Genomic DNA, 21,798 nt, shown 5'->3' with positions numbered 1-21,798 from the left:
TCCCGGCCCTCACAAGGGCCTTGAGGGCCTCCGGAGTGAGCCGGAGGCCCCTCTCGCTCCCCCGCTCCGGCCCGGGGCGGCACGCGTGGAGACTCCGTGCAGGTGAGATCACGTGCCGATGCCCGTCCGCGCCCGGGGCCTAGAGTGGGGACACCGAACGGGCGGTCCACCGGAGGACCGCCCTTTCGCACGCCCATGCGCGTGACACGTTCATGGCAGTTCATCTTCACGGCAATTCACTTCAGGGGGACTTGTTCCATGCGATCCATACGTCCGCTGCTGGCCGCGACCGGTCTTGCCGCGGCCCTCTCGCTGACGGCCACGGCCTGCGGCCCCGGTGAGACCGACGCGGCCGACAAGCCCGCCGCCTCCGCCGCCGGGGACACCGGCGGCGCCGCCCTTCCCGCGGACCTCGCCGACAAGCTCCGGGAGCACGGCGTCGACCCGGACAAGTGGAAGAACGGCGAGTGGAAGAACTGGGACAAGGACAAGTGGCTGCGTGAGGCCAAGGACTTCGTCAACCCGATGATCGAGGGCCTGTGGAAGCCCGAGCGGATGAAGGAGGCCGAGTCTCCGCAGAAGACGATGGCCGCGGGTGACATCTCGGGCGACCAGGGCGTCACCGACCCGGAGCCGAGGCCCGTCCAGGCCGAGCCGGAGGACAAGCCGTACCACAAGAACGCGGCGCCGGTCGGCAAGGTGTTCTTCGACGCCCCCGAGGGTTCGATGGTCTGCTCGGCGACCGTCGTCAAGGACCCCGCCAACCCGGGCAGGTCCAACCTCGTCTGGACCGCGGGTCACTGTGTGCACGCCGGTGCGCAAGGCGGCTGGTACCGCAACATCGCCTTCGTGCCCGCCTACAACGACCTGGGCAAGTCCCCCGAGCAGCTCCAGAACGCGCAGCCGCAGGAGATCGCCCCGTACGGCGTCTACTGGGCGGACTGGGTCTCGACCTCCGGTGAGTGGATCACCCAGGGCGGCCCGACGGGCGGCGCGGGCGCCCCGTACGACTACGCCGTGATGCACGTACGGCCGGAGAAGGGCACCAAGTCGCTGGAGGAGACGGTCGGTGTCGCTCTCGACGTCGACTTCGACGCCCCCGAGGCGAAGGACATCGACGCGATGGGCGCCTGGGGTTATCCGGCGGCGCCGCCGTTCGACGGGCTGATCATGCACAAGTGCGTCGACCGTCCGGGCCGGTTGTCCATCAGCCCGGGCACACCGACGATGTGGCGCATCGGCTGCACCATGACCGGCGGCTCCTCCGGCGGCGGCTGGTTCGCCGAGCAGCCGAACGGCAAGCTGGCGCTGGTCTCCAACACCTCCATCGGACCGGTGACGGCGGGCTGGCTCGCAGGACCGCGCCTCGGCGCGGGTGCCCGGGAGATCTACACGTCGATGAGCGGCAAGTTCGCTGCCCGGTAAGGCCCGGAGCCGTACCGCACATGCCCGAAGGCCCGCCCCCTCCACGCGAGGGGGCGGGCCTTCGGGCTGTTCCGGAGAGCTCTTGGGAGCCTCTGGGGAGCTCGGTGTCAGCGCGTCGCCGGCACGTACGGACCGAGAGCCGCGGCGAGTTCCTCGTGGACACGCGCCTTGAGCAGCGTGCCCTCGGAGGTGTGCTCCTCGGAGAGGACCTCGCCCTCTGCGTGGACCCGCGAGACCAGTGCCCCCTGCGTGTAGGGCACGAGGGCCTCGATCTCGACCTCGGGCCGCGGCAGTTCGGCGTCGATCAGCGCGAGCAGCTCACCGATACCGCTGCCGGTGCGGGCGGAGACGGCGATCGCGTGCCGCTCGATCCGCAGCAGCCGCTGGAGCACCAGCGGATCGGCCGCGTCCGCCTTGTTGATCACGACGATCTCGGGCACCTCCACCGCGCCGACATCGCGGATCACCTCGCGCACGGCGGCGAGCTGCTCCTCGGGCGCCGGGTGCGAGCCGTCCACGACATGCAGGATCAGATCGGACTCGCCGACCTCCTCCATGGTGGACCGGAACGCCTCGACCAGGTGGTGCGGCAGATGCCGGACGAATCCGACGGTGTCCGCCAGCGTGTACAGCCTGCCGCTCGGGGTCTCGGCCCGGCGCACGGTCGGGTCCAGGGTGGCGAACAGCGCGTTCTCCACCAGGACTCCGGCGCCGGTCAGACGGTTGAGCAGCGAGGACTTGCCCGCGTTGGTGTACCCGGCGATGGCGACCGACGGGACCTTGTGCCGCCGGCGCTCCTGCCGCTTGATCTCGCGGCCGGTCTTCATCTCCGCGATCTCCCGGCGCATCTTCGCCATCTTCTCGCGGATCCGGCGCCGGTCCGTCTCGATCTTGGTCTCACCGGGGCCTCGGGTGGCCATGCCGCCACTGCCGCCGCCACCCATCTGCCGGGACAGCGACCGACCCCAGCCGCGCAGCCGGGGCAGCATGTACTGCATCTGTGCCAGCGCCACCTGAGCCTTGCCCTCACGGGACTTGGCGTGCTGCGCGAAGATGTCGAGGATCAGGGCGGTGCGGTCGACCACCTTGACCTTGACGACGTCCTCGAGGTGGATCAGCTGGCCGGGGCTCAGCTCACCGTCGCAGACCACGGTGTCGGCTCCGGACTCCAGCACGATGTCGCGCAGCTCGGTCGCCTTGCCCGAGCCGATGTACGTCGCCGGGTCCGGCTTGTCACGGCGCTGGATGACGCCGTCGAGCACGAGCGCACCGGCCGTCTCGGCGAGCGCGGCGAGCTCCGCGAGGGAGTTCTCCGCGTCCTGCACGGTCCCGGACGTCCACACGCCGACGAGGACCACGCGCTCCAGTCGCAGCTGCCGGTACTCGACCTCGGTGACGTCCTCGAGCTCGGTGGAGAGGCCCGCCACACGCCGCAGCGCCGCGCGCTCGGAGCGGTCGAACTGCTCGCCGTCCCGGTCCTCGTCGATCTCGTAGCTCCAGGCGACGTCCTCTTCCATCAGGGCATCGGCCCGGAGGCTCTCCGTGCGGTTGGTGTCCGCGAAGCTCTGTGCGCGCTGGGAAGGGGATGAAGAGGAGGTCATTGGATCCTTACGTCGATGAGAAACACGGTATGGAACGTACGGTACGCCGGTCACAACGCGTGACGACCCGGAAAGATTCCCGGAGCCTCCCGGAAGGGGGGTCCGGGCGGCCGCAGCCCCAGGCCCCGGCGGCACCGCCGACATGTCGATGGTCGCACGGTGCCGCCTCGGCCGTCATCCCGGTTTACGGCTCGTCACGGCTCACGGCCGGACACCGCCCCGGACCGCCGCCGCGCGTGGCGTCGGGGCCGCACTGCGCCAGTCCGCGTGCCCGGGCATCGCAGGAGTCTTCTCGCCGTACACCCACGCCTTGAGGAACGCCGACAGGTCACGGCCCGCGACCCTCGACGCCAGGGCGGTGAAGTCCGCCGTCGTCGCCGTGTCGTCCCGGTTCTCGGCCACCCACAGGCGCTCCAGCCGCTCGAACGCGTCCTTGCCGATCTCCTGCCGCAGTGCGTAGAGCACCAGCGCGCTGCCGTCGTACACGATGGGCCGGAACAGACCGATCTGCTCACCGGGCGGCGACGGCTTCGGGGCCGCGGGCGGACCGCCGGCGGCGCGCCAGGAGTCCGACCGCGCGTACGCCTCCCGCATGCGCTCCTCCAGCGACTGCTGCGCGTGCTCCTCCGCGTACAGCGCCTCGTACCAGCTGGCGTGCCCTTCGTTGAGCCAGAGGTCCGCCCAGCGGCGCGGTGTGACGCTGTTCCCGAACCACTGGTGGGCGAGTTCATGAACCATGATCGAGTCGACGTACCACTCGGGGAACTCGGGACGGGTGAACATCGACCGCTCGAAGAGCGAGAGCGTCTGCGTCTCCAGTTCGAAGCCCGTGGTGGCGGCGACGATCAGCGCGCCGTACGTCTCGAACGGGTAGCGGCCCACCTTGCTCTCCATCCACTCGATCTGCCCGGGCGTCTTCTTGAGCCAGGGTTCGAGGAGGGCGCGGTCGGCCTCGGGGACGACGTCCCGCACGGGCAGTCCCCCCGGACCGCTGCGGTGGACGACGGCCGACTTGCCGATGCTGACCTGGGCCAGCTCGGTGGCCATGGGGTGCCGGGTGCGGTAGAGCCAGGTCGCCGTGGGGCCGGCCTGTGCCTTCGCCAGCGGCAGTCCGTTGGCGACGGCGGTCAGCCCGGCGGGCGCCGTGATCCGGAAGGTGAAACGGGCCTTGTCGGCGGGGTGGTCGTTGCAGGGGAAGACCCGGTGGGCGGCATCGGCCTGGTTGACCATGGCCAGCCCGTCCGCGGTACGCACCCAGCCGCCGTCGCCCTTGCCGATCGGGGCGCTCGTGTGCGTGACGGTGATCGCCAGGCCCTGGCCGGATGCGACGGCGCGTGCGGGCGTGATCACCAGATCCTCGCCGACGGTCTCGAATCCGGCGCTCTCCCCGTTCACCCGCACGCTCCGCACGGTGCCGCGGGAGAAGTCGAGATTGATCCTGTCCAGGCGGTCGGTCGCCCGTGCGTCGATCTTGGTGACGGCGTCCAGGGGCTTGGAGTTCGAGCCGCCGTAGGTGAAGGCGATGTCGTACGCGAGGACGTCGTACCCGGGATTGCCCAGGTGCGGGAAGAGCGGATCTCCGATGCCGAGCGCCTCGGGGGCGGACTCGGCCGCGGGCAGGGTGGCGGCGACCAGGGTGACCGAGGCGGCGGCGAGCAGTGCGCCCCGCAGGCGTCGTGAAGTGAGGAGCATTCCCCACCGCTACCAGTGCGATGATCGCCCGCGGCGACGGCGCGCTCCGTGCCCACCCGATCGGCTCCGCCTCGATCAGCTCCGCCTCGACCGGCTGGGGCGCAGGGGCGTTCGGCCGCGGTTCAGATCGTCGCCGTCGGGTGCTGCGCACGGCTCACGTCGTACACCCCCGCCACGTCCCGCATCGCCCGCATCAGCCCAGGAAGCCCGGCCGCGTCCGGGAGCTGGAGCGTGTACGTGTGGCGTACGCGCTGCTCGCTCGGCGGTTCGACGATGGCGGAGACGATCGCCGCGCCCGCCGTCGCGATGACCTCGGTGAGGTCCGCGAGCAGCCCGGGGCGCCCGAAGGACTCCGCGACGAGCGTGACCCGGCACTCGGACGCGTCGCCCCAGCGCACCCCCAGGGGCTCCCGCCCCAGCGCCCGCATCCGGGTCACGGCGGGGCACTGCTCGCGGTGGACGGTGACGGCGCCGCCGCGGACCGCGAAGCCGGTGACCGCGTCAGGGGGCACCGGTGTGCAGCAGCCGGCGAGCCGCACGCTCGCTCCGGGCAGATCGGTGACGGCGTCGGGGGCGGCGCGGCGGCCCGCGGCGACGGCCGCGGCCATGGGTGCGCGGGGTGCGGCGGCGGGCGGCTTGGCGCCTTCCGGGTGCAGGGCGAACCAGCGGCCGATGGCGATCCGGGCGGCGGGCGTACGGGCATGGTCGAGCCAGTCGGGGGACGGCCCGGAGGCGCCGTCCTGGGCGAGCAGCAGCTGGACCGTGTCGCCGTCGCCGAGCTGGGTGCTGAGCGCGGCGAGCCGGCCGTTGACCCGGGCCCCGATGCAGGTGTGGGCCCTCTCTCCGTACTGCGCGTACGCGGCGTCCACGCAACTCGCGCCGGCGGGCAGTCCCAGCGTGCCGCCGTCCACGCGGAAGACGGTGATCTCGCGGTCCTCGGCGAGCTCGGCGCGCAGGGAGGACCAGAAGGTGTCGGGGTCGGGGGCGGACTCCTGCCATTCCAGCAGCCGCGACAGCCAGCCGGGGCGGGTCGGGTCGACGCGCTCGCCGTCGCCGCGCCCGGCCGGTTCCGGCTCGGCGGCTTCCGCCGTCACGTACGGGTTTCCGAGCGCGATGACGCCGGCCTCGGCGACCTTGTGCATCTGCTCGGTACGGATGAGGACTTCGGCGACGGCGCCGTCGGCCGCGGCGACCGCGGTGTGCAGCGACTGGTACAGGTTGAACTTGGGTGCCGCGATGAAGTCCTTGAACTCGGAGATCAACGGGGTGAAGCAGGTGTGGAGTTCGCCCAGGACCGCGTAGCAGTCGGCGTCCTCGCCGACGAGGACGAGCAGCCGTCCGAAGTCGGTGCCCCTGAGCTCCCCGCGCTTGAGCCGGATGCGGTGCACGGAGACGAAGTGGCGTGGCCGGACGAGGACTTCGGCCGGGATGCCGGCCTCGCGCAGCACGCACCGTACGTTCTCGGCGATGGCGGCGAGTGCGTCCGCCGCGTCGGCGTTCTCCGCGATGAGGGCGCGCGTGCGTTCGTACTCCTCGGGGTGGAGGATCGCGAAGACGAGGTCCTCGAGCTCGGTCTTGAGCGCCTGTACGCCCAGGCGTTCGGCGAGCGGGATCAGGACGTCCCTGGTCACCTTGGCGATTCGGGACTGCTTCTCGGGACGCATCACGCCGAGCGTGCGCATGTTGTGGAGCCGGTCGGCGAGCTTGATCGACATGACCCGGACGTCGTTCCCGGTGGCGACGAGCATCTTGCGGAAGGTCTCGGGCTCGGCGGCCGCGCCGTAGTCGACCTTCTCCAGTTTGGTGACGCCGTCGACGAGATAGCAGACCTCGTCGCCGAACTCCGTGCGGACCTGATCGAGCGTCACCTCGGTGTCCTCGACGGTGTCGTGGAGCAGGGAGGCGGTCAAGGTCGTGGTCTCGGCGCCCAGTTCGGCGAGGATGAGGGTCACGGCGAGCGGGTGGGTGATGTACGGCTCGCCGCTCTTGCGGAACTGGCCGCGGTGCGAGGACTCGGCGAGGACGTACGCCTTGCGCAGGATGGCGAGATCGGCGTCGGGGTGGTGGGCGCGGTGCGCCTCCGCGACATGGCTGATCGCGTCGGGCAGCCGGTCCCGTGTCCCGGGGCCGAGCAGCGCGGCCCGGCCCAGCCGACGGATGTCGATCCTGGGGCGGCCGCGCCTGCGGCTGGGAGCACCAGGGTTGGGGGCCTCGCCATTCATGGGGCACCTCCGGCAGCGTCGACCGGCGGTGGAAGGGGCAGGCTTGCCCTCCGGGCCGGTGCTTGATGCTACCGAGCCCACCACGTGGCGGAGTCCACCTCTCGCTCAGCGTGAACCGGATCACCCATTCGAGCGAAGCTCTATGCGAGGACCGTGCCCTCGTCCGATGCCCGCCCGTCGAGCGGGCGCGGACCGGGCGCGCCTGCCGTCCGACGCGCCCGCTCGTTCCCGTCGATCAGGACGGGTCGAGCAGGGCGGGGTCGATACGCCCCTCGGCGACGATCACCGCGGGACCGGTCATCTCGATCTCGCCGTCCGGGTGCTCGGTGATCACCAGGGTGCCGCCGAGGACGTCCACCGTGTACGTCACCGGCTCGCCGGCCGTCGCGGGGTCCACGCCGTCCCGCCGCGCGGCGGCCACGGCGACCGCGCACGCGCCCGTGCCGCAGGAGCGGGTCTCGGCAGCGCCGCGCTCGTGCACGCGCATCGCCACATGGCGCGGGCCGCGGTCGGCGACGAACTCCACGTTCACCCCGTCCGGGTAGACCGAGGCCGGGGCGAACGCCGGCTCGGCGAACAGGCTGCCCGCGTGGTCCAGGTCGTCGACGAAGGCAACGGCGTGCGGATTGCCCATGTTCACATTGCGGGCGGGCCAGCTGCGGCCGCCGACGGTGACCGTGACGCCGTCCTCGGGGAGCAGGGCGCGGCCCATCGCGACCGTGATGTCCCCCGCGGCGGAGGCGCTGCCGGACGCGTCCTTGGCGATGTGGACCTGCTTGACGCCGGAGCGGGTGGCGATCGGGACGTCGCCCGCGGTGGCCAGGCCGGCGTGCTCCAGATAGCGGGCGAAGACGCGGACGCCGTTGCCGCACATCTCGGCGATCGAGCCGTCCGCGTTCCGGTAGTCCATGAACCACTCGGCCTCGTCGGCCATCGAGCGCGCCTCGGGGTGGGCGGCCGTGCGGACGACGCGCAGCAGCCCGTCGCCGCCGATACCGGCCCGGCGGTCGCAGATCCGGGCGACCGTGGCCGCGGGCAGGTCGATGACGCCGTCGGGATCGGGGACGATCACGAAGTCGTTCTCCGTGCCGTGGCCCTTGAGGAAGGCGAGCGAGGCCGTTGACGGCGAGGTCTGCGGGGTCTGCGCTGTGGTCACGCGATCAATCGTACGGGGCCGGTACGACAACCCGCGCCCGGCGTCAGCGCAGGCGGGCCACCCGCCACACGGCGAGCGCGACCAGGGCTGCGGCGACGGCGACGTACAGCACGAACACGCGCCAGTCGGGGCGCTCGCCGGAGCCCCGCTCGGGCAGTCCGGGCCAGGTGTGGCCGACCCTGCGGGCCGCCATCAGGCCCCACCCCGCCGCGCAGCCGCTGATCAGCACACCGAGCATGGCGACGACGGCGCCGCCGTCACCCGAGCCGAAGGCGAGGGGGAACGCGAACATGAGCGAGCCGACGGCGGCCAGCCCCACGATGGGGGCGAGCTGCCAGATCCGGAGCCTGCGCTGCGGGCGGATCTCGACCTCGACCTCGGGGGCGACCACGACGCCCGTCTCGGCGTCGTCCACGGGCACGTCGTCGCCCAAAGGCACATCGTGGTCCACCGGGACGTCGTGGTCCACGGGGATGCGCCCGTCCATGTCGAGCGTCACCCCCAGGTGGCCGTCCAGAGCGTCGTCGGTGCCGTCCGGGCCGAGCCGGGGCGCGTCGTTCCGCTCCCGTGCTTCCTGGTCTCGTTCGCGAGGGCCGGCCTCCATCGCCACGCGCCCTCCCAACTCGGACTCCACTGGTGGATCGATGATTGATGATGGCACGGCGCCGGGCACCGGAATGACGAGCAGGACGTCCCGATGCCATCACGTGATCAGGCTGTGACCGCTCGTTCGACCAACGCGAGGGCACGCTCCGGGAGTTCCGCGCGGTCGGCGACGGCCCCGCTCAGCCAGTGGACACGGGGGTCGCGGCGGAACCATGAATCCTGGCGGCGTGCGAAGCGTTTGGTGGCGCGCACGGTCTCTGCGCGCGCCTCGTCCTCGGTGCACTCCCCCGCGAGCGCCGCGAGCACCTGCTGGTAGCCGAGGGCGCGTGATGCCGTGCGCCCCGCACGCAGGCCCTGTGCCTCCAGGGTGCGCACCTCGTCGACGAGTCCCGCCTCCCACATGTGGTCCACCCGCAGGGTGATGCGTGCGTCGAGCTCGGGGCGCTCGACGTCCACGCCGATCTGCACGGTGTCGTACACCGCGTCGTGGCCGGGGAGGTTGGCCGTGAAGGGCTTGCCGGTGATCTCGATGACCTCCAGCGCGCGGACGATGCGCCGGCCGTTGCTGGGCAGGATGGCGCGGGCGGCGTCCGGGTCGGCGGCGGCGAGCCGGGCGTGGAGCACGCCGGAGCCGCCCTCCTCCAGCTCGGCCTCCAGCCGGGCGCGGACCTCGGGGTCCGTGCCGGGGAAGTCGAGGGCGTCGATCGCCCCCCGCACGTACAGTCCGGAGCCGCCGACGAGAACGGGGGTGCGGCCCTCGGCGAGCAGCCGGTCGATCTCGGCGCGGGCGAGCTTCTGGTACTCGGCGACGCTCGCGGTCTCGGTGACGTCCCAGATGTCGAGCAGGTGGTGCGGGATGCCGCCGCGCTCGTCCTCGGTCAGTTTGGCGGTGCCGATGTCCATCCCCCGGTACAGCTGCATCGAGTCGGCGTTGACGACCTCGCCGCCGAGCTGCCGGGCCAGCTGGACTCCCAGATCGGACTTTCCGGCCGCTGTGGGACCGACGACGGCGATGACCCGCGGTGCGGGAGCTGCACTTCTCACCGCCCCAGTCTCGCAAACCTCGCGGGCCGTCCCCGAACGAGCTACGTGACGGCGCCCCAGCGGGGTTCGTTGCCCGTTGCGAGGTTCCGGCAGCCGGTTTCCGAACCGGCGCCCCGGCGCGGCGCAATGGGACGCCCCGGGGCAGGGCGGAATTTCGCCCGCACGAGTACGCTATGGAGTTGAAATGGGCGTTTTTGCAAGGTTTCGCCGGAAGAGCAAGGGAACTGCCGAGGCGTCAACGCGGGAGGGCATGACATCGCCCGAGGCGGCGCCTGCGGCTTCGGTGGCACCGACGGATTCGGAGACACCCGCAGCGCCGAAGGCGTCGTCCGAGGAGGTGGCGTCCGAAGAGGCCAAGGCCGAGGTCGAAGAGACGGAGGCCGCTGCGGCGGTCCCCCCGACGGCGTCCCCCGCGGCGGAGAGCGTCGAGATCCCGAGGCAGCAGTCCGTCGAGGAGGCCGCGGACAGCGAAGCCGGTGAGGGCGCCCGTAAGTAGACCGACGAGCGAAGGTGACCGACCCATGGGCATCCTGGAGACGCTGAAGACCAAGCTCGCCCCTGCCAAGGAAAAGGTCTCCGGCCTCGCGCACCACCACGAGGACAAGATCGAGAAGCTTGGGCACGGTCTGGACAAGGCCGCGCGGAAGGTCGACGAGCGGACCAAGGGCAAGTACAGCGACAAGATCGAGTCGGGCACCGGCAAGGCCAAGGACGCCCTGGGCCGCCTCACGCAGAAGGACGAGGGCACCGGCACGGACAAGAGCACCGGCCAGAAGGACCAGGGCACGATGCCGCCGGCCTCCTGACGACAGCAGCACCTACGGCACACGGCCGCGGAGCCGATGGCTCCGCGGCCGTCCGCCGTCGGTGCACACCGGGCGGCCGGGGCGAAGACCGGCGAGGGCGAGGCGGCGTCAGGACCAGGCCGCGACGAAGTAGCCGACACCGTACGGAGCGTCCTCGTAGAGCAGCTGCCCGCCCGGCTCGGCCCCCTCGGCCGCCCCCGCAAGCACCTGCCAGGGCGCCCGGCCCGCGGCCTTGAGCTCGTCCGCGAGCGAGACGTCCAGCGCCATGAGCGCCGCCGTGTCCGCCGCGCCCAGGGCCCGGGCCGCGGCCGCGTCGAAGGCGGCGGCGCGCTCGTCCAGGTAGCCGGGGGCCTTGAGCGTGCGGCAGGCGCTGCCGTCGCCCATGACCAGAAACGCGACGCGCGGCGCACGGGCGGCGAGCTCGCGGCCGGTCTCCGCGCAGCGCTCGGGGGCCAGCCGCCGGTCGACACCGAGCCCCTCGACCGGCGCCGCGGCCCACCGTGCGCGCTCCAGCAGCCATGCGGCGACGGTGAGCGCGGACGGCAGCGGAGGCGCGGACGGCTCGGCACCGGGCTCACCGAGTCGCACGTCGGCGCCGGGCTCGCCGAGTCGTACGTCGGCGCCGGGCTCGCCGAGTCGTACGTCGGCGCCGGGCTCGCCGAGTCGTACGTCGGTGTCGACGCCGAAGCCCTTGAGGGAACCCTGCGCGCCCTCGGGGTACGGGCCGGCCTCGCCGGGTCCGGTGGGGCCGACCACGATCAGCCGGTCCGGGCGGGACGCGGCCAGCACGCTCAACGCGTCCGCGCACGCGGTCCTGGCGGCGTCGAGCTCGGGTGCCGCACCGGCGGCCACCTCGGGCACCAGGAGCGGAGGGCAGGGGCAGACGGCAGCGGCGACCAGCATGATCGCAGCCTAGCCCGCCGCTCCGGCACTTCCAGGAACGGGGCGGGGGCCGGGGCCGGGGCGGGGCCGCCCCGGGATACGGGAGCGGGCGCCCAGCCGATGCCGGCCAACCGCACGAAGCCCGTCGACACCGGCCGATACCGCACGACGCCGGCCGATGCCATCGACACCGGCCTATGCCCGCGGGTGCCGATCATCGCCGCCGGCGCGGCCGTCAGCCGACGGCCGAGCAGCTGCCCGTCGGGGCCGGAAGCGGTGCGGGGACTCCCATCGTCGGGATGCCCAGCATCACCCCTGCCGGCTGGGCGGGTGCCGCGTTGCGCTTCTCCCAGGCGTCGCCCGCGCGGGTGCGCCGTACCGCGGTCGTGGGGCCCTCGGCCAGCAGGTGGTGCGGGGCAGCGTAGGTGATCTCCACGGTGACGACGTCGCCGGGGCGCACCTCGGCCTCGGGCTTGGTGAAGTGCACCAGGCGGTTGTCGGGGGCGCGGCCGGAGAGCCGGTGGGTGGCGCCGTCCTTGCGTCCCTCGCCCTCCGCGACCATCACCTCCAGGGTGCGGCCGACCTGCTTCTTGTTCTCCTCCCAGGAGATCTCCTCCTGGAGGGCGACCAGCCGCTCGTAGCGGGCCTGCACGACCTCCTTGGGGATCTGCCCGTCCATCTCGGCCGCCGGCGTGCCGGGCCGCTTGGAGTACTGGAAGGTGAACGCCTGCGCGAAGCGTGCCTCGCGCACGACGTGCATGGTCTGCTCGAAGTCCTCCTCGGTCTCGCCGGGGAAGCCCACGATGATGTCGGTGGAGATCGCGGCGTGCGGGATCGCGGCACGGACCTTCTCGATGATGCCGAGGTAGCGCTCCTGCCGGTACGAGCGGCGCATCGCCTTGAGGACCGGGTCGGAGCCGGACTGCAGCGGCATGTGCAGCTGCGGCATCACGTTCGGCGTCTCGGCCATCGCCGCGATGACGTCGTCGGTGAAGTCGCGAGGGTGCGGCGAGGTGAAGCGGACCCGCTCGAGCCCCTCGATCGCGCCGCAGGCCCGCAGCAGCTTGCCGAACGCCTCGCGGTCGCCGATGTCGGAGCCGTACGCGTTGACGTTCTGGCCGAGCAGCGTGATCTCGGAGACGCCCTCGGCGACCAGCGCCTCGACCTCGGCGAGGATGTCGCCGGGACGGCGGTCCTTCTCCTTGCCGCGCAGTGCGGGGACGATGCAGAAGGTGCAGGTGTTGTTGCACCCGACGGAGATGGAGACCCACGCGGCGTACGCGCTCTCGCGTCGCGTCGGCAGGGTGGAGGGGAACGCCTCCAGCGACTCGGCGATCTCGACCTGTGCCTCTTGCAGGACGCGGGCGCGCTCCAGCAGCACCGGGAGCTTGCCGATGTTGTGCGTACCGAAGACGACGTCGACCCAGGGCGCCTTCCTGACGATGGTGTCGCGGTCCTTCTGGGCGAGGCAGCCGCCGACGGCGATCTGCATCCCGGGCCGCTGGGTCTTCATCGGGGCGAGCCGGCCGAGGTTGCCGTAGAGCCTGTTGTCCGCGTTCTCGCGGACGGCGCACGTGTTGAAGACCACGACGTCGGCCTCGCCCTCGGCCGTGCCTTCGGGAGCGCGGACGTACCCGGCGTTCTCCAGGAGGCCGGAGAGCCGCTCGGAGTCGTGGACGTTCATCTGGCACCCGTAGGTGCGGATCGCATAGGTCCTGTGTTCGTCCACTGCCTGGCTCCGGTCGCTGCTGGTCATGGAACAAGGGTAGGCGGTGGCCGAGGGAGCTCTCGTCCCCGTCGCCGCCCGGCCGGCCCGGCCGAAACCGACCGGTCGATGAACGATCAACCACTGGTCGTTCCGCACCGGGCGAGGGGCGCATGAATTCCCGGCGTACCGGCCTCCGGGCGCACCACGGCACCTCCAGGATGCGGGCAACCCCGCGCACTGGAGGTGCCCATGTCACGCTGGAGATCCGCTCTCACCGCCCTGCCCGCAGCCGCCGTCGCCGTCGCCGCGCTGCTCCTCGCCCCCGCTCCCGCCCACGCGGCCCCCGCGGACGCCGAACTCGCCTACCGCTGGGCCCCGATCCACTACCAGGACAGCTCGTCCTCGTACTACACCGCCGACTACCTCGCCGCGGTCGACTACGACGCCGACTGGAACACCCTCGACAACTGGGACCAGCTCGACGCCAACGCCGGCCGGCTGACGGGCACGGTCTACTACTCCGTCGCCGAGACCAGCACCCACTGGTACCTGACGTACGCCTTCTTCCACCCCCGCGACTGGAAGGACTACCCCCTCAACCTGTTCTCGCACGAGAACGACATGGAGGGGCAGCTCGAAGTGGTCCGCAAGGACGGCAGCGCCCACGGGACGCTCGAGGCCGTGGTCACCCTGGCCCACGACAACTTCTACTCCTACACGCCGCCGGGCAGCCCCCTCACCGACGGCCAGGAGAACATCGACGGCACCCTCGTCATGCAGGACTTCGACGGGGCCGGCCATCCGACCAGCTTCCAGGAGGCGCGCGGCCACGGCGCCTACGCCTGGGACGGCGCCGAGTTCCCCGGCGGCGACGGAATCGTCTACCGGCCCAGCCGGGGCGCGGGCTCGGTGCCCACCGGCGGCAACGACCGCAACGCGTCGTACCAGCTCGTCGACATCATGGCGGGCGGGGGCCTCTGGGAGCGCCGCAACAACACCGAGACGTACGCCTCCTGGGGCACGTTCCGGGGCGACAACGGCAAGGACAACGCGGCACATGCGCCCTGGGCCTGGGACGACTCGAACGACGGCAGTGCGCTCCAGCCCGGGGTGATCGCCACCGACCCGGCGCTGCTCGTCGCGACGTACTTCGGCAACACCGGCAGCCTGGACCGGAACTACCTGCGCAACCCCTACCGCTCCTGACCGCCGCCTCGCAGGGGTGCGGCGCCGCACCCCTGCGGACAGGGGTGCGGCGCCGCGTGTGTGTCCGGGCCCGTGCGTTACGACGCGGCCGGCGGGGCCGGCGGGGCCGCCATCAGCTCCGGCAGGCTCCGGCCCTGGGCCTTCAGATCGGCGGCGGACCAGTCCGCCAGCGTCTCCAGGTTCTTGAGCGTGCCGATCTGGGCGTCGTAGTTGCAGCGCAGGGTGGTCCAGCGCAGGGCGCTCAGATCCGCCTTGTGCACGTACAGCTCACCGGTCTTGACGTTGTCGTACGTGCTCAGCCACAGCCACGGCCTGCCGTCCTTGAGGACCCGGACCGAGTTGCTGAGGTTGTCGCGCGCGAGGCCGCCGATGATGCTGTAGACCGGTCGGCCCTGGCCGGGGTCGATGTCGAGGCCGCCGTCCTTGGTGCGCATGGTCAGCGTGGCGACGTTGCTGCCGTCCATCAGCCGGACCGGGGCGACCTCGCCCGGTGTGTAGTTGATGTGACCGAGACCCGCGACGTCCATGCTGTTCTTGATGTTGCGGCCCTTGGGGTCGAGCCAGAGGTGCGGCAGGTTGCCGTTCGCGCTGAAGGGCGCCCCCGGGTAGTACGCGAGGTGCCAGTGCGGCGGGTTGTCCGGGTGCAGCCGGTTGTTCGTCTCGAAGCCCATCAGCGTCCAGTGGTGGCCGCGCGCCTTCGCCTCGGCGGCGAGGCCGGAGTCGATGAGCACCGCCTCGGCCGCGAAGAGCTGGTTGTGCGCGGCGCGCGACTCCTTACCCACCCAGGGGTTGTCGGCGTAGTAGCCGGCCGCGCGCTCCTCGTCGTTGTGCTCCAGGCGGAAGTACGTACCGGGCACCCGGTGCAGATACGAGAACACCTCCAGGGTGTTCTTCGCGCTCGACGCGGAGGTCGAGGTCACCGGCATCGAGAAGGTCACCGTGCCGGCGGCCTCGTCGCGGGTCAGGGCGGGCCGGGTCTTGTGGCTGACCACGGACGCGATCCGCTCACCGGGCCAGCGCACGGTCACCGGCACGGACGTGTTCTTGGGGCCCGTGATGAACGAGTAGTACTCGAGCTTGCTCGCCACCTGGTAGTTGGCGCCCTGGACCAGCGAGTAGCCCTCGGGCAGCACGATCTCCGGCGCGCCGGGCTCCGTCCCCGCCCGCTCCTTGATCAGCCGGAAGCTTCCATAGGCCGGAGCCTCGGCGACGGCCCCGGCGACCGGCGCGGACTCCGCATGCGTCGTCCCGCCTCCCAGCGCCACCACACCGACGGTGGCCATCGCGGCCACGGTCAGCCGCCATATCAGTCGTCTCACAACAGAGCCTTTCCTTGCCCTTGCTCGCATCCGCGGCGCCGCGCGCCACGTGCGAGAGGAGTTCTACGGGGGCCTGCGTACGAGACGAGAACGACGCGGAGAGCAAAGCTGAACGCTGCCGCCCCGGCATCCCGGAGCAACGGGCGGAAATACGGGAAAGGCAGGACGGAGCGGTGGAAACGACCGCGGGCCTGGCCTTGCCCCGGAGTGACCTGGCAGGATCGCGCCCATGTCCCCCGCACTCCCCCGCCTCACCCGCCGCCGCGCCCTCCAGGGGTCCGTGGCGCTGGCCGTCGTGTGCGGGCTGCTGCTGTGGTGGCTGCTGCCGGCCGGGGAGACGACCCCGACCGGGCGGCTCACGTTCAGCACGGGTGTGAAGACCGGGGTCTACCAGCGCTACGGCGAGCTGCTGAAGGGCGCGCTCGCCCGCGATCTGCCCGGGGTCTCCATAGAGCTGCGGACCAGCGAGGGCTCCCAGGAGAACCTCGCCAGGGTCGCGAGCGGCGAGGCCGACTTCACGATCGCCACGGCCGACGCGGTGGCCAAGTACCAGCAGGAGGGCAGGCCGGGCGCCGGGCGACTGCGGGGCTGCGCCCGGCTGTACGACGACTACGTGCAGCTCGTGGTGGGGCAGGGCTCGCTGGTGCGGACCCCCGGGGACCTGCGCGGCCTGCGGGTCGGCGTCGGACAGGACGGATCGGGGGTCAGGATCATCGCCGAGCGGGTGCTGTCCGCGGCGGGCCTGGACCCGGCGGAGGACATCGCACCGGTCTCGGCGGGTATCGACACCATGCCGGGCCTGCTGGAGCGCGGTGAGCTGGACGCCTTCTTCTGGTCGGGCGGGCTGCCCACCGGCGCCCTCCAGAAGCTCTCGGGGCGCACCGCGGTACGGCTGGTTCCGCTCGACGAGGACCTGATCGACCGCGTCCACAACGCGGGCGAGGCCACCCGCTACTACCGCTCGGCGGTCGTGCCCGCCGACGCCTACCCGCTGATCATGGGCGGCTCGGTGCAGGTGGAGACACTCGCGGTGACGAACCTCCTGGTCACGACGGCGGACGCGGACCCGGAGCTCACCGAGAGCCTTACGCGTGCGGTGATCGACAGCCGCGACCGGATCGGCGGCGAGGTGCACCCGGCGCAGCTCGTGGACCTGCGGACGGCGATCTACACCGATCCGCTGGAGCTCCACGACGGAGCGCGGCGGTACTACCGCTCGGCGAAGCCGTAGCGTCGGGGACGGGCTCGCAGCGCGACGAACGAGTGCACCGGCGTTCCCGGCGCGCGTGGCGGTGTCCCGTCAGGGCTGGAGCGCTTCGTCGCGGCACGCAGCCGCCGCGCAAGGCGGGGCGACCGCCGCCCCCGCCGAATCCGTAGCGGAGGGCCTGGCAGCCCCCGGTCCGAGGACCCGCAGCGAGGCGCACCGCCACCCCTCGTCCGTGGCCCGGCATACCAAGGACCGGGATCCCTGACCCGGCCCACCCGGCCCGAGGACCGCGCCACCGCGCACCGCCGCCCGGCGTTCCATGGCCTGGTGCGCCACGACCCAGGATCCGTAACCCGGGATCCACACCCGGGCGCACTGCGGCCCGAGCACCCACACCACCGCACACCGCCACCCCTCGTTCCGTGGCCCGGCATACCAAGGCCCGGGATCCCTGACCCGGCCCACCCGGCCCGAGGACCACACCACCGCACACCGCCGCCCGGCGTTCCATGGCCCGGTGCGCCACGACCCAGGATCCGTAACCCGGGATCCACACCCGGGCACGCTGCGGCCCCGAGCACTCACACCACCGCACACCGCTCCGCCCGGCGCCGCGCGGCCCGGGTTGCGGCCCAAGGTCGGTCACCCGGGATCCGCGCCCAGGCACACTGCGGCCCCGAGCACCCGCTCCGCCCGGCGCCGCGCGGCCCGGGTTGCGGCCCAGGGTCGGTCGCCCGGGGTCCGTAGCCCGGGGCACCGCGCCCTCGCGGCGTGGCCCGCCTCAGGCCGTGGGCGGGCTCGTGCGGGGGACCGTGAGCGTCACCCGCAGGCCGGTCGGCTCGGCGTGCGCGTACGAGATCGAGCCGCCGCCGGCCGTGAGCAGCGCCCGGGTGATGGAGAGGCCGAGGCCCGAGCCCTTGACGTTCTGGTGCCGGTTGCTGCGCCAGAAGCGGTCGCCGACGCGGCCGAGCTCCTCGTCGGTCAGGCCCGGACCGCGGTCGGTGATCACGATCGTGGAGGTCTCGCCGTCGGCCGAGACCTCGACCCTGACCTCTTCTCCCGCCGGCGTGAACTTCAGGGCGTTGTCGATCACGGCGTCGAGGGCGCTGGAGAGCGCGACGGGATCGGCCCAGGCGGTGACCGCCGGGCTGCCGTGGCCGCTGAGCCGCACGCCCTTCTCGTCGGCGAGCGGGCGCCAGGCCGCGACCCGCTCCGCCGCCAGCGCGCCGATGTCGCTGAGCCGGAGGTCGGTGGAGGCGTGCTCGGCCAGCGCCAGGTCCAGCAGATCGTCGAGGACCTGGGCGAGACGCTTGCCCTCGGTGCGCACGGAGGCGATCTCCTCGTTTCCCTCGGGGAGTTCGAGAGCGAGGAGCTCGATCCGCAGCAGCAGGGCCGCGAGCGGGTTGCGCAGCTGGTGGGAGGCGTCCGCGACGAAGGCGCGCTGCTGCTCCAGCACCTCTTCGACGTTGTCCGCCATCTCGTTGAACGAGCGGGCCAGGCGCCGTAGTTCCGGGGGCCCGCCGGCCGCCGCGACGCGCGAGTTCAGCCTGCCCGTCGCGATGTCGTGGGTGGCGGCGTCGAGGACCCGTACCGGTCGCAGCACCCAGCCCGTGAGCCGCTCCGCGGCGACGAGCGCGAGGAGCATCGCCGCGGTCTCGCCCGCGCCGATCAGCAGCCAGCCGGTCAGGATCCGCGACCGCAGCTGCCCCGTGGGCGAGTCGGTGACGACGACGGCGACGACGTCCCCGTCCCGTACCACCGGTGAGGCGATGACGAGCCTGGCGTTCTCCTGCCACGGCCACACCTGGGGCGGGTCATGGCTGCGGCGTCCCAGCAGCGCCTCGTTGAAGGCCCGGCGCCCCTCCCCTTCCGGTATCTGCCAGAACTCGGGTGCACGGGCCATGGCCGCGTCGGTGCGGTAGAAGACTCCGGTGCGCATGCCGTACACGGAGTGGTAGCGGCTCAGCTCCTCTTCGAGCGTCTCGCGGCGCTCGTCCTGCCCGGAGATCCCGTCCGTGACGAACTGCGCCTGGGCCGCGAACCGCGCCGTGTCGTCCAGCCGGTCGACGACGACGCGCTGCTGCTCGGCCGCCGCGAGGCTCACCGCGAGCGGAAAGCCCAGGGCGAGGAGCACGCCCGCCATGAGGACGATGAGGAGCGGAAGCAGGCGGGTACGCAACGGGAGCGGCTGCCTTACGCGGACGCGGCGGGCACGACCAGGCGGTAGCCGACGCCCCGCACGGTCTCGATCAGTGCGGGCATGCGCAGCTTGGAGCGCAGCGAGGCGACGTGCACTTCGAGCGTCCGGCCGGTGCCCTCCCAGCTCGTACGCCACACCTCGCTGATGATCTGCTCCCGGCGGAAGACGACCCCGGGCCGCTGGGCGAGCAGCGCCAGCAGGTCGAACTCCTTGCGGGTCAGCTGGACGTCGGCGCCGTCGACGCTGACGCGGCGGGTGGCGAGTTCGATGGTGACGGAGCCCAGCCTCAGCGCACTGTCGGCGGCGGGGACGGCGTCGTCCCCCGGCGCGGTGCGCCGGCTGACGGCGTGGATGCGGGCGAGCAGCTCGCCGGTGTCGTACGGCTTGACGACATAGTCGTCGGCGCCGAGGTTGAGGCCGTGGATCCGGGAACGCACGTCCGCCCGCGCCGTCACCATGATCACAGGGGTCGAGGTGAGCTTCCGGATCTTTCCGCAGACCTGGTAGCCGTCCTGGTCGGGCAGTCCGAGGTCGAGCAGGATGACCCCGAAGGGCGGCTTGCCCTCGGCCGCCGCGGGCAGCACGGCGTGCAGCGCCTCCTCGCCGCTGCGGGCGTGCGTCACGGCGAAGCCGTGCCGGGCGAGCACGGCGGACAGGGCCGCGGCCACGTGGTTGTCGTCCTCGACGAGCAGAAGTCTCATGGCCCCCCTCCGGGCTGCGTGCTTGCGGGCCTGGCCCTCTTGCGGGCCCAGCTCTTGCGTGTGTACAGGGCATGAACGCCGATCGCCGCCCCGTCAGTCAAGAGGCATCTCGTTGCACCGGGGTTTCCGTTACCCACCCGGTACGGCGCACCCCGGCATCCTGCCGCCCCGTTCACCCTGTGTGTCCGGTTGCAGCCGGATCGTTATGCTCAATTTCAGCTCAGATGTACTGACGCTGGTCGCGGTGCGTGCTTAGGGTCCTCCCAACCGAGGAGGACGGAGCAAGAAGCCGATGAGCGGAGTGTCAGTGACCAAGGGCGCCGAGGACGCCGTACCGGCGGCGGACGGCCTGGTCGTACTGAGCAACGTCAACAAGCACTTCGGCGCGCTGCATGTGCTCCAGGACATCGACCTGACGATCGCGCGCGGCGAGGTCGTCGTCGTGATCGGGCCTTCCGGGTCCGGCAAGTCCACGCTGTGCCGCACCATCAACCGGCTGGAGACCATCGACTCCGGCACGATCGCGATCGACGGGAAGCCGCTGCCCCAGGAGGGCAAGGAGCTCGCCCGGCTGCGTGCCGACGTGGGCATGGTCTTCCAGTCGTTCAACCTCTTCGCACACAAGACCGTGCTGGAGAACGTCATGCTGGGCCAGATCAAGGTCCGCAGGACGGAGAAGAAGGCCGCCGAGGAGAAGGCACGGGCGCTGCTCGACCGCGTGGGCGTCGGCTCGCAGGCCGACAAGTACCCGGCGCAGCTCTCGGGCGGTCAGCAGCAGCGCGTCGCGATCGCCCGCGCGCTGGCGATGGACCCGAAGGTGATGCTCTTCGACGAGCCCACCTCCGCGCTCGACCCCGAGATGATCAACGAGGTGCTCGAGGTCATGCAGCAGCTCGCGCGGGACGGCATGACCATGGTCGTCGTCACGCACGAGATGGGCTTCGCACGGTCGGCGGCCAATCGGGTCGTGTTCATGGCGGACGGCAGGATCGTCGAAGAGGCCGTGCCCGACCAGTTCTTCAGCAATCCGCGCAGCGACCGGGCCAAGGACTTCCTTTCGAAGATCCTGCACCACTGAACCCATCCGCTCGTGGGCACCGTTGACCGGGCAGGGTTCTGCTGATCGCCCACATCACGTCTAACCAAGGGAAGTTCATCATGAAGCTCCGCAAGGTCTCCGCCGCCGCGGCTGCCGCCGTCGCGCTCGCGCTCACCGTCTCCGCCTGTGGCTCCGGCAAGAAGGACGACGCCTCCGGCAGCGGTTCCGCGGGTGGCGGCGACAAGATCACGATCGGTATCAAGATCGACCAGCCGGGCATCGGCCTGAAGACTCCGGACGGCAAGTACACCGGCTTCGACGTCGAGGTCGCGAAGTACGTCGCCAAGGAGCTCGGTTACGACGAGGGCGACATCGAGTTCAAGGAGACGAAGAGCGCCGACCGCGAGACCGCGATCTCGCGCGGTGACGTCAAGTTCATCGTCGCCTCCTACTCGATCAACGACGAGCGGCTCCAGAAGGTCGACTTCGCCGGCCCGTACCTGCTGGCCCACCAGGACATCCTGGTCCGCGCCGACGACAGCTCCATCACCAAGCCCGAGGACCTGAACAGCAAGAAGCTGTGCTCGGTCACCGGCTCGACCTCGGCGAAGAACGTCAAGGAGAAGCTCGCCCCGAAGGCCCAGCTGCAGGAGTACGGCGGCTACTCGGAGTGCCTGACCGGCCTCGAGAACAAGGTCGTCGACGCGCTGACCACCGATGACTCCATCCTCGCCGGCTACGCCTCGCAGGACGCGTTCAAGGGCAAGTTCAAGCTCGCCGGCTTCAAGATGAGCAACGAGAACTACGGCATCGGCCTCAAGAAGGGCGACACCGAGCTCAAGGACAAGATCAACAAGGCGCTGGAGAAGATGGTCTCGGACGGCTCCTGGCAGAAGGCCGTGGACGCCAACTTCGGCCCGGCCGGCTACAAGAACGAGCCCGCGCCGAAGATCGGCAACATCGTCAAGTGACCACGGGGTGATG

Annotated in this window: 18 protein-coding genes; 7 read left to right on the top strand and 11 right to left on the bottom strand. The window is 71.7% G+C overall.

Annotated features, from left to right (window positions below; all coding sequences use genetic code 11):
- Window positions 1-258 precede the first annotated feature (258 nt).
- Complete coding sequence (locus KK483_RS27010) at window positions 259-1,425, top strand: serine protease (RefSeq protein ID WP_262007810.1); 1,167 nt, start codon at window positions 259-261, stop codon at window positions 1,423-1,425.
- A 107-nt stretch (window positions 1,426-1,532) separates the two neighbouring features.
- On the opposite strand, the gene hflX is transcribed toward KK483_RS27010, so the two are convergent.
- The 6 genes from hflX to miaA all read right to left on the bottom strand — a co-directional run bounded on the left by hflX (window position 1,533) and on the right by miaA (window position 9,746).
- The gene (gene hflX, locus KK483_RS27005; protein WP_262007809.1) at window positions 1,533-3,026 is read right to left on the bottom strand and encodes a GTPase HflX; all 1,494 of its coding nucleotides are present in this window, start codon (window positions 3,024-3,026) and stop codon (window positions 1,533-1,535) included.
- Window positions 3,027-3,227: 201 nt separating this feature from the next.
- Window positions 3,228-4,718 (bottom strand): M1 family metallopeptidase, encoded by a 1,491-nt coding sequence (locus tag KK483_RS27000; protein WP_262007808.1) that lies wholly within the window; start codon window positions 4,716-4,718, stop codon window positions 3,228-3,230.
- Window positions 4,719-4,840: 122 nt separating this feature from the next.
- Window positions 4,841-6,940 carry a bifunctional (p)ppGpp synthetase/guanosine-3',5'-bis(diphosphate) 3'-pyrophosphohydrolase gene (locus KK483_RS26995; RefSeq protein ID WP_262007807.1) on the bottom strand — a complete coding sequence of 700 codons (2,100 nt, stop codon included), beginning with the start codon at window positions 6,938-6,940 and terminating at the stop codon, window positions 4,841-4,843.
- A 235-nt stretch (window positions 6,941-7,175) separates the two neighbouring features.
- A complete protein-coding gene (gene dapF / locus KK483_RS26990; RefSeq protein ID WP_262007806.1) occupies window positions 7,176-8,096 on the bottom strand; it encodes a diaminopimelate epimerase in 921 nt (306 codons plus the stop codon).
- A gap of 43 nt (window positions 8,097-8,139) precedes the next feature.
- Complete coding sequence (locus KK483_RS26985; RefSeq protein ID WP_262009706.1) at window positions 8,140-8,700, bottom strand: hypothetical protein; 561 nt, start codon at window positions 8,698-8,700, stop codon at window positions 8,140-8,142.
- 107 nt (window positions 8,701-8,807) lie between these two features.
- Window positions 8,808-9,746 (bottom strand): tRNA (adenosine(37)-N6)-dimethylallyltransferase MiaA, encoded by a 939-nt coding sequence (gene miaA, locus KK483_RS26980; protein ID WP_262007805.1) that lies wholly within the window; start codon window positions 9,744-9,746, stop codon window positions 8,808-8,810.
- Window positions 9,747-9,996: 250 nt separating this feature from the next.
- On the opposite strand from miaA, the gene KK483_RS26975 reads away from it, so the two are divergent.
- On the top strand, window positions 9,997-10,242 hold the full coding sequence (locus KK483_RS26975) for a gliding motility protein (RefSeq protein ID WP_262007804.1): 246 nt from the start codon (window positions 9,997-9,999) through the stop codon (window positions 10,240-10,242).
- Between the two features lie 25 nt (window positions 10,243-10,267).
- On the top strand, window positions 10,268-10,552 hold the full coding sequence (locus tag KK483_RS26970; protein WP_262007803.1) for an antitoxin: 285 nt from the start codon (window positions 10,268-10,270) through the stop codon (window positions 10,550-10,552).
- A 108-nt stretch (window positions 10,553-10,660) separates the two neighbouring features.
- Here KK483_RS26970 and KK483_RS26965 read toward each other — a convergent pair whose 3' ends face one another.
- Window positions 10,661-11,455, bottom strand: a complete 795-nt coding sequence (locus KK483_RS26965; protein ID WP_262007802.1) for a class III extradiol dioxygenase subunit B-like domain-containing protein — start codon at window positions 11,453-11,455, stop codon at window positions 10,661-10,663.
- Window positions 11,456-11,669: 214 nt separating this feature from the next.
- The gene (gene miaB / locus KK483_RS26960; protein ID WP_262007801.1) at window positions 11,670-13,190 is read right to left on the bottom strand and encodes a tRNA (N6-isopentenyl adenosine(37)-C2)-methylthiotransferase MiaB; all 1,521 of its coding nucleotides are present in this window, start codon (window positions 13,188-13,190) and stop codon (window positions 11,670-11,672) included.
- A gap of 201 nt (window positions 13,191-13,391) precedes the next feature.
- Here miaB and KK483_RS26955 point away from each other — a divergent pair, with 201 nt between their 5' ends.
- Entirely contained in the window at window positions 13,392-14,348 is a 957-nt protein-coding gene (locus tag KK483_RS26955) for a hypothetical protein (protein ID WP_262007800.1), read from the top strand.
- A gap of 77 nt (window positions 14,349-14,425) precedes the next feature.
- Here KK483_RS26955 and KK483_RS26950 read toward each other — a convergent pair whose 3' ends face one another.
- A complete protein-coding gene (locus KK483_RS26950; RefSeq protein WP_262007799.1) occupies window positions 14,426-15,667 on the bottom strand; it encodes a hypothetical protein in 1,242 nt (413 codons plus the stop codon).
- A gap of 229 nt (window positions 15,668-15,896) precedes the next feature.
- Between KK483_RS26950 and KK483_RS26945 the strand changes: the two genes are divergently transcribed.
- Window positions 15,897-16,898, top strand: coding sequence for a TAXI family TRAP transporter solute-binding subunit (locus KK483_RS26945; RefSeq protein ID WP_262007798.1), 1,002 nt, complete (start codon window positions 15,897-15,899; stop codon window positions 16,896-16,898).
- Window positions 16,899-17,655: 757 nt separating this feature from the next.
- Here the strand turns inward: KK483_RS26945 and KK483_RS26940 are convergent.
- Together KK483_RS26940 and KK483_RS26935 are read right to left on the bottom strand one after the other, a co-directional pair.
- Window positions 17,656-19,053, bottom strand: a complete 1,398-nt coding sequence (locus tag KK483_RS26940) for a HAMP domain-containing sensor histidine kinase (protein ID WP_262007797.1) — start codon at window positions 19,051-19,053, stop codon at window positions 17,656-17,658.
- Window positions 19,054-19,067: 14 nt separating this feature from the next.
- On the bottom strand, window positions 19,068-19,775 hold the full coding sequence (locus tag KK483_RS26935) for a response regulator transcription factor (RefSeq protein WP_242330237.1): 708 nt from the start codon (window positions 19,773-19,775) through the stop codon (window positions 19,068-19,070).
- 292 nt (window positions 19,776-20,067) lie between these two features.
- Here KK483_RS26935 and KK483_RS26930 point away from each other — a divergent pair, with 292 nt between their 5' ends.
- On the top strand, window positions 20,068-20,853 hold the full coding sequence (locus KK483_RS26930; RefSeq protein ID WP_313879485.1) for an amino acid ABC transporter ATP-binding protein: 786 nt from the start codon (window positions 20,068-20,070) through the stop codon (window positions 20,851-20,853).
- Between the two features lie 80 nt (window positions 20,854-20,933).
- Window positions 20,934-21,785: a glutamate ABC transporter substrate-binding protein gene (locus tag KK483_RS26925; protein ID WP_262007796.1), complete on the top strand. Its 852-nt coding sequence runs from the start codon at window positions 20,934-20,936 to the stop codon at window positions 21,783-21,785.
- The last annotated feature ends 13 nt before the right edge of the window (window positions 21,786-21,798 follow it).

Origin of the sequence: Streptomyces sp. FIT100 (genome assembly GCF_024584805.1) — a bacterium.
Taxonomy (GTDB): Bacteria; Actinomycetota; Actinomycetes; order Streptomycetales; family Streptomycetaceae; genus Streptomyces.
This window is presented reverse-complemented; position numbering and strand designations above follow the sequence as displayed.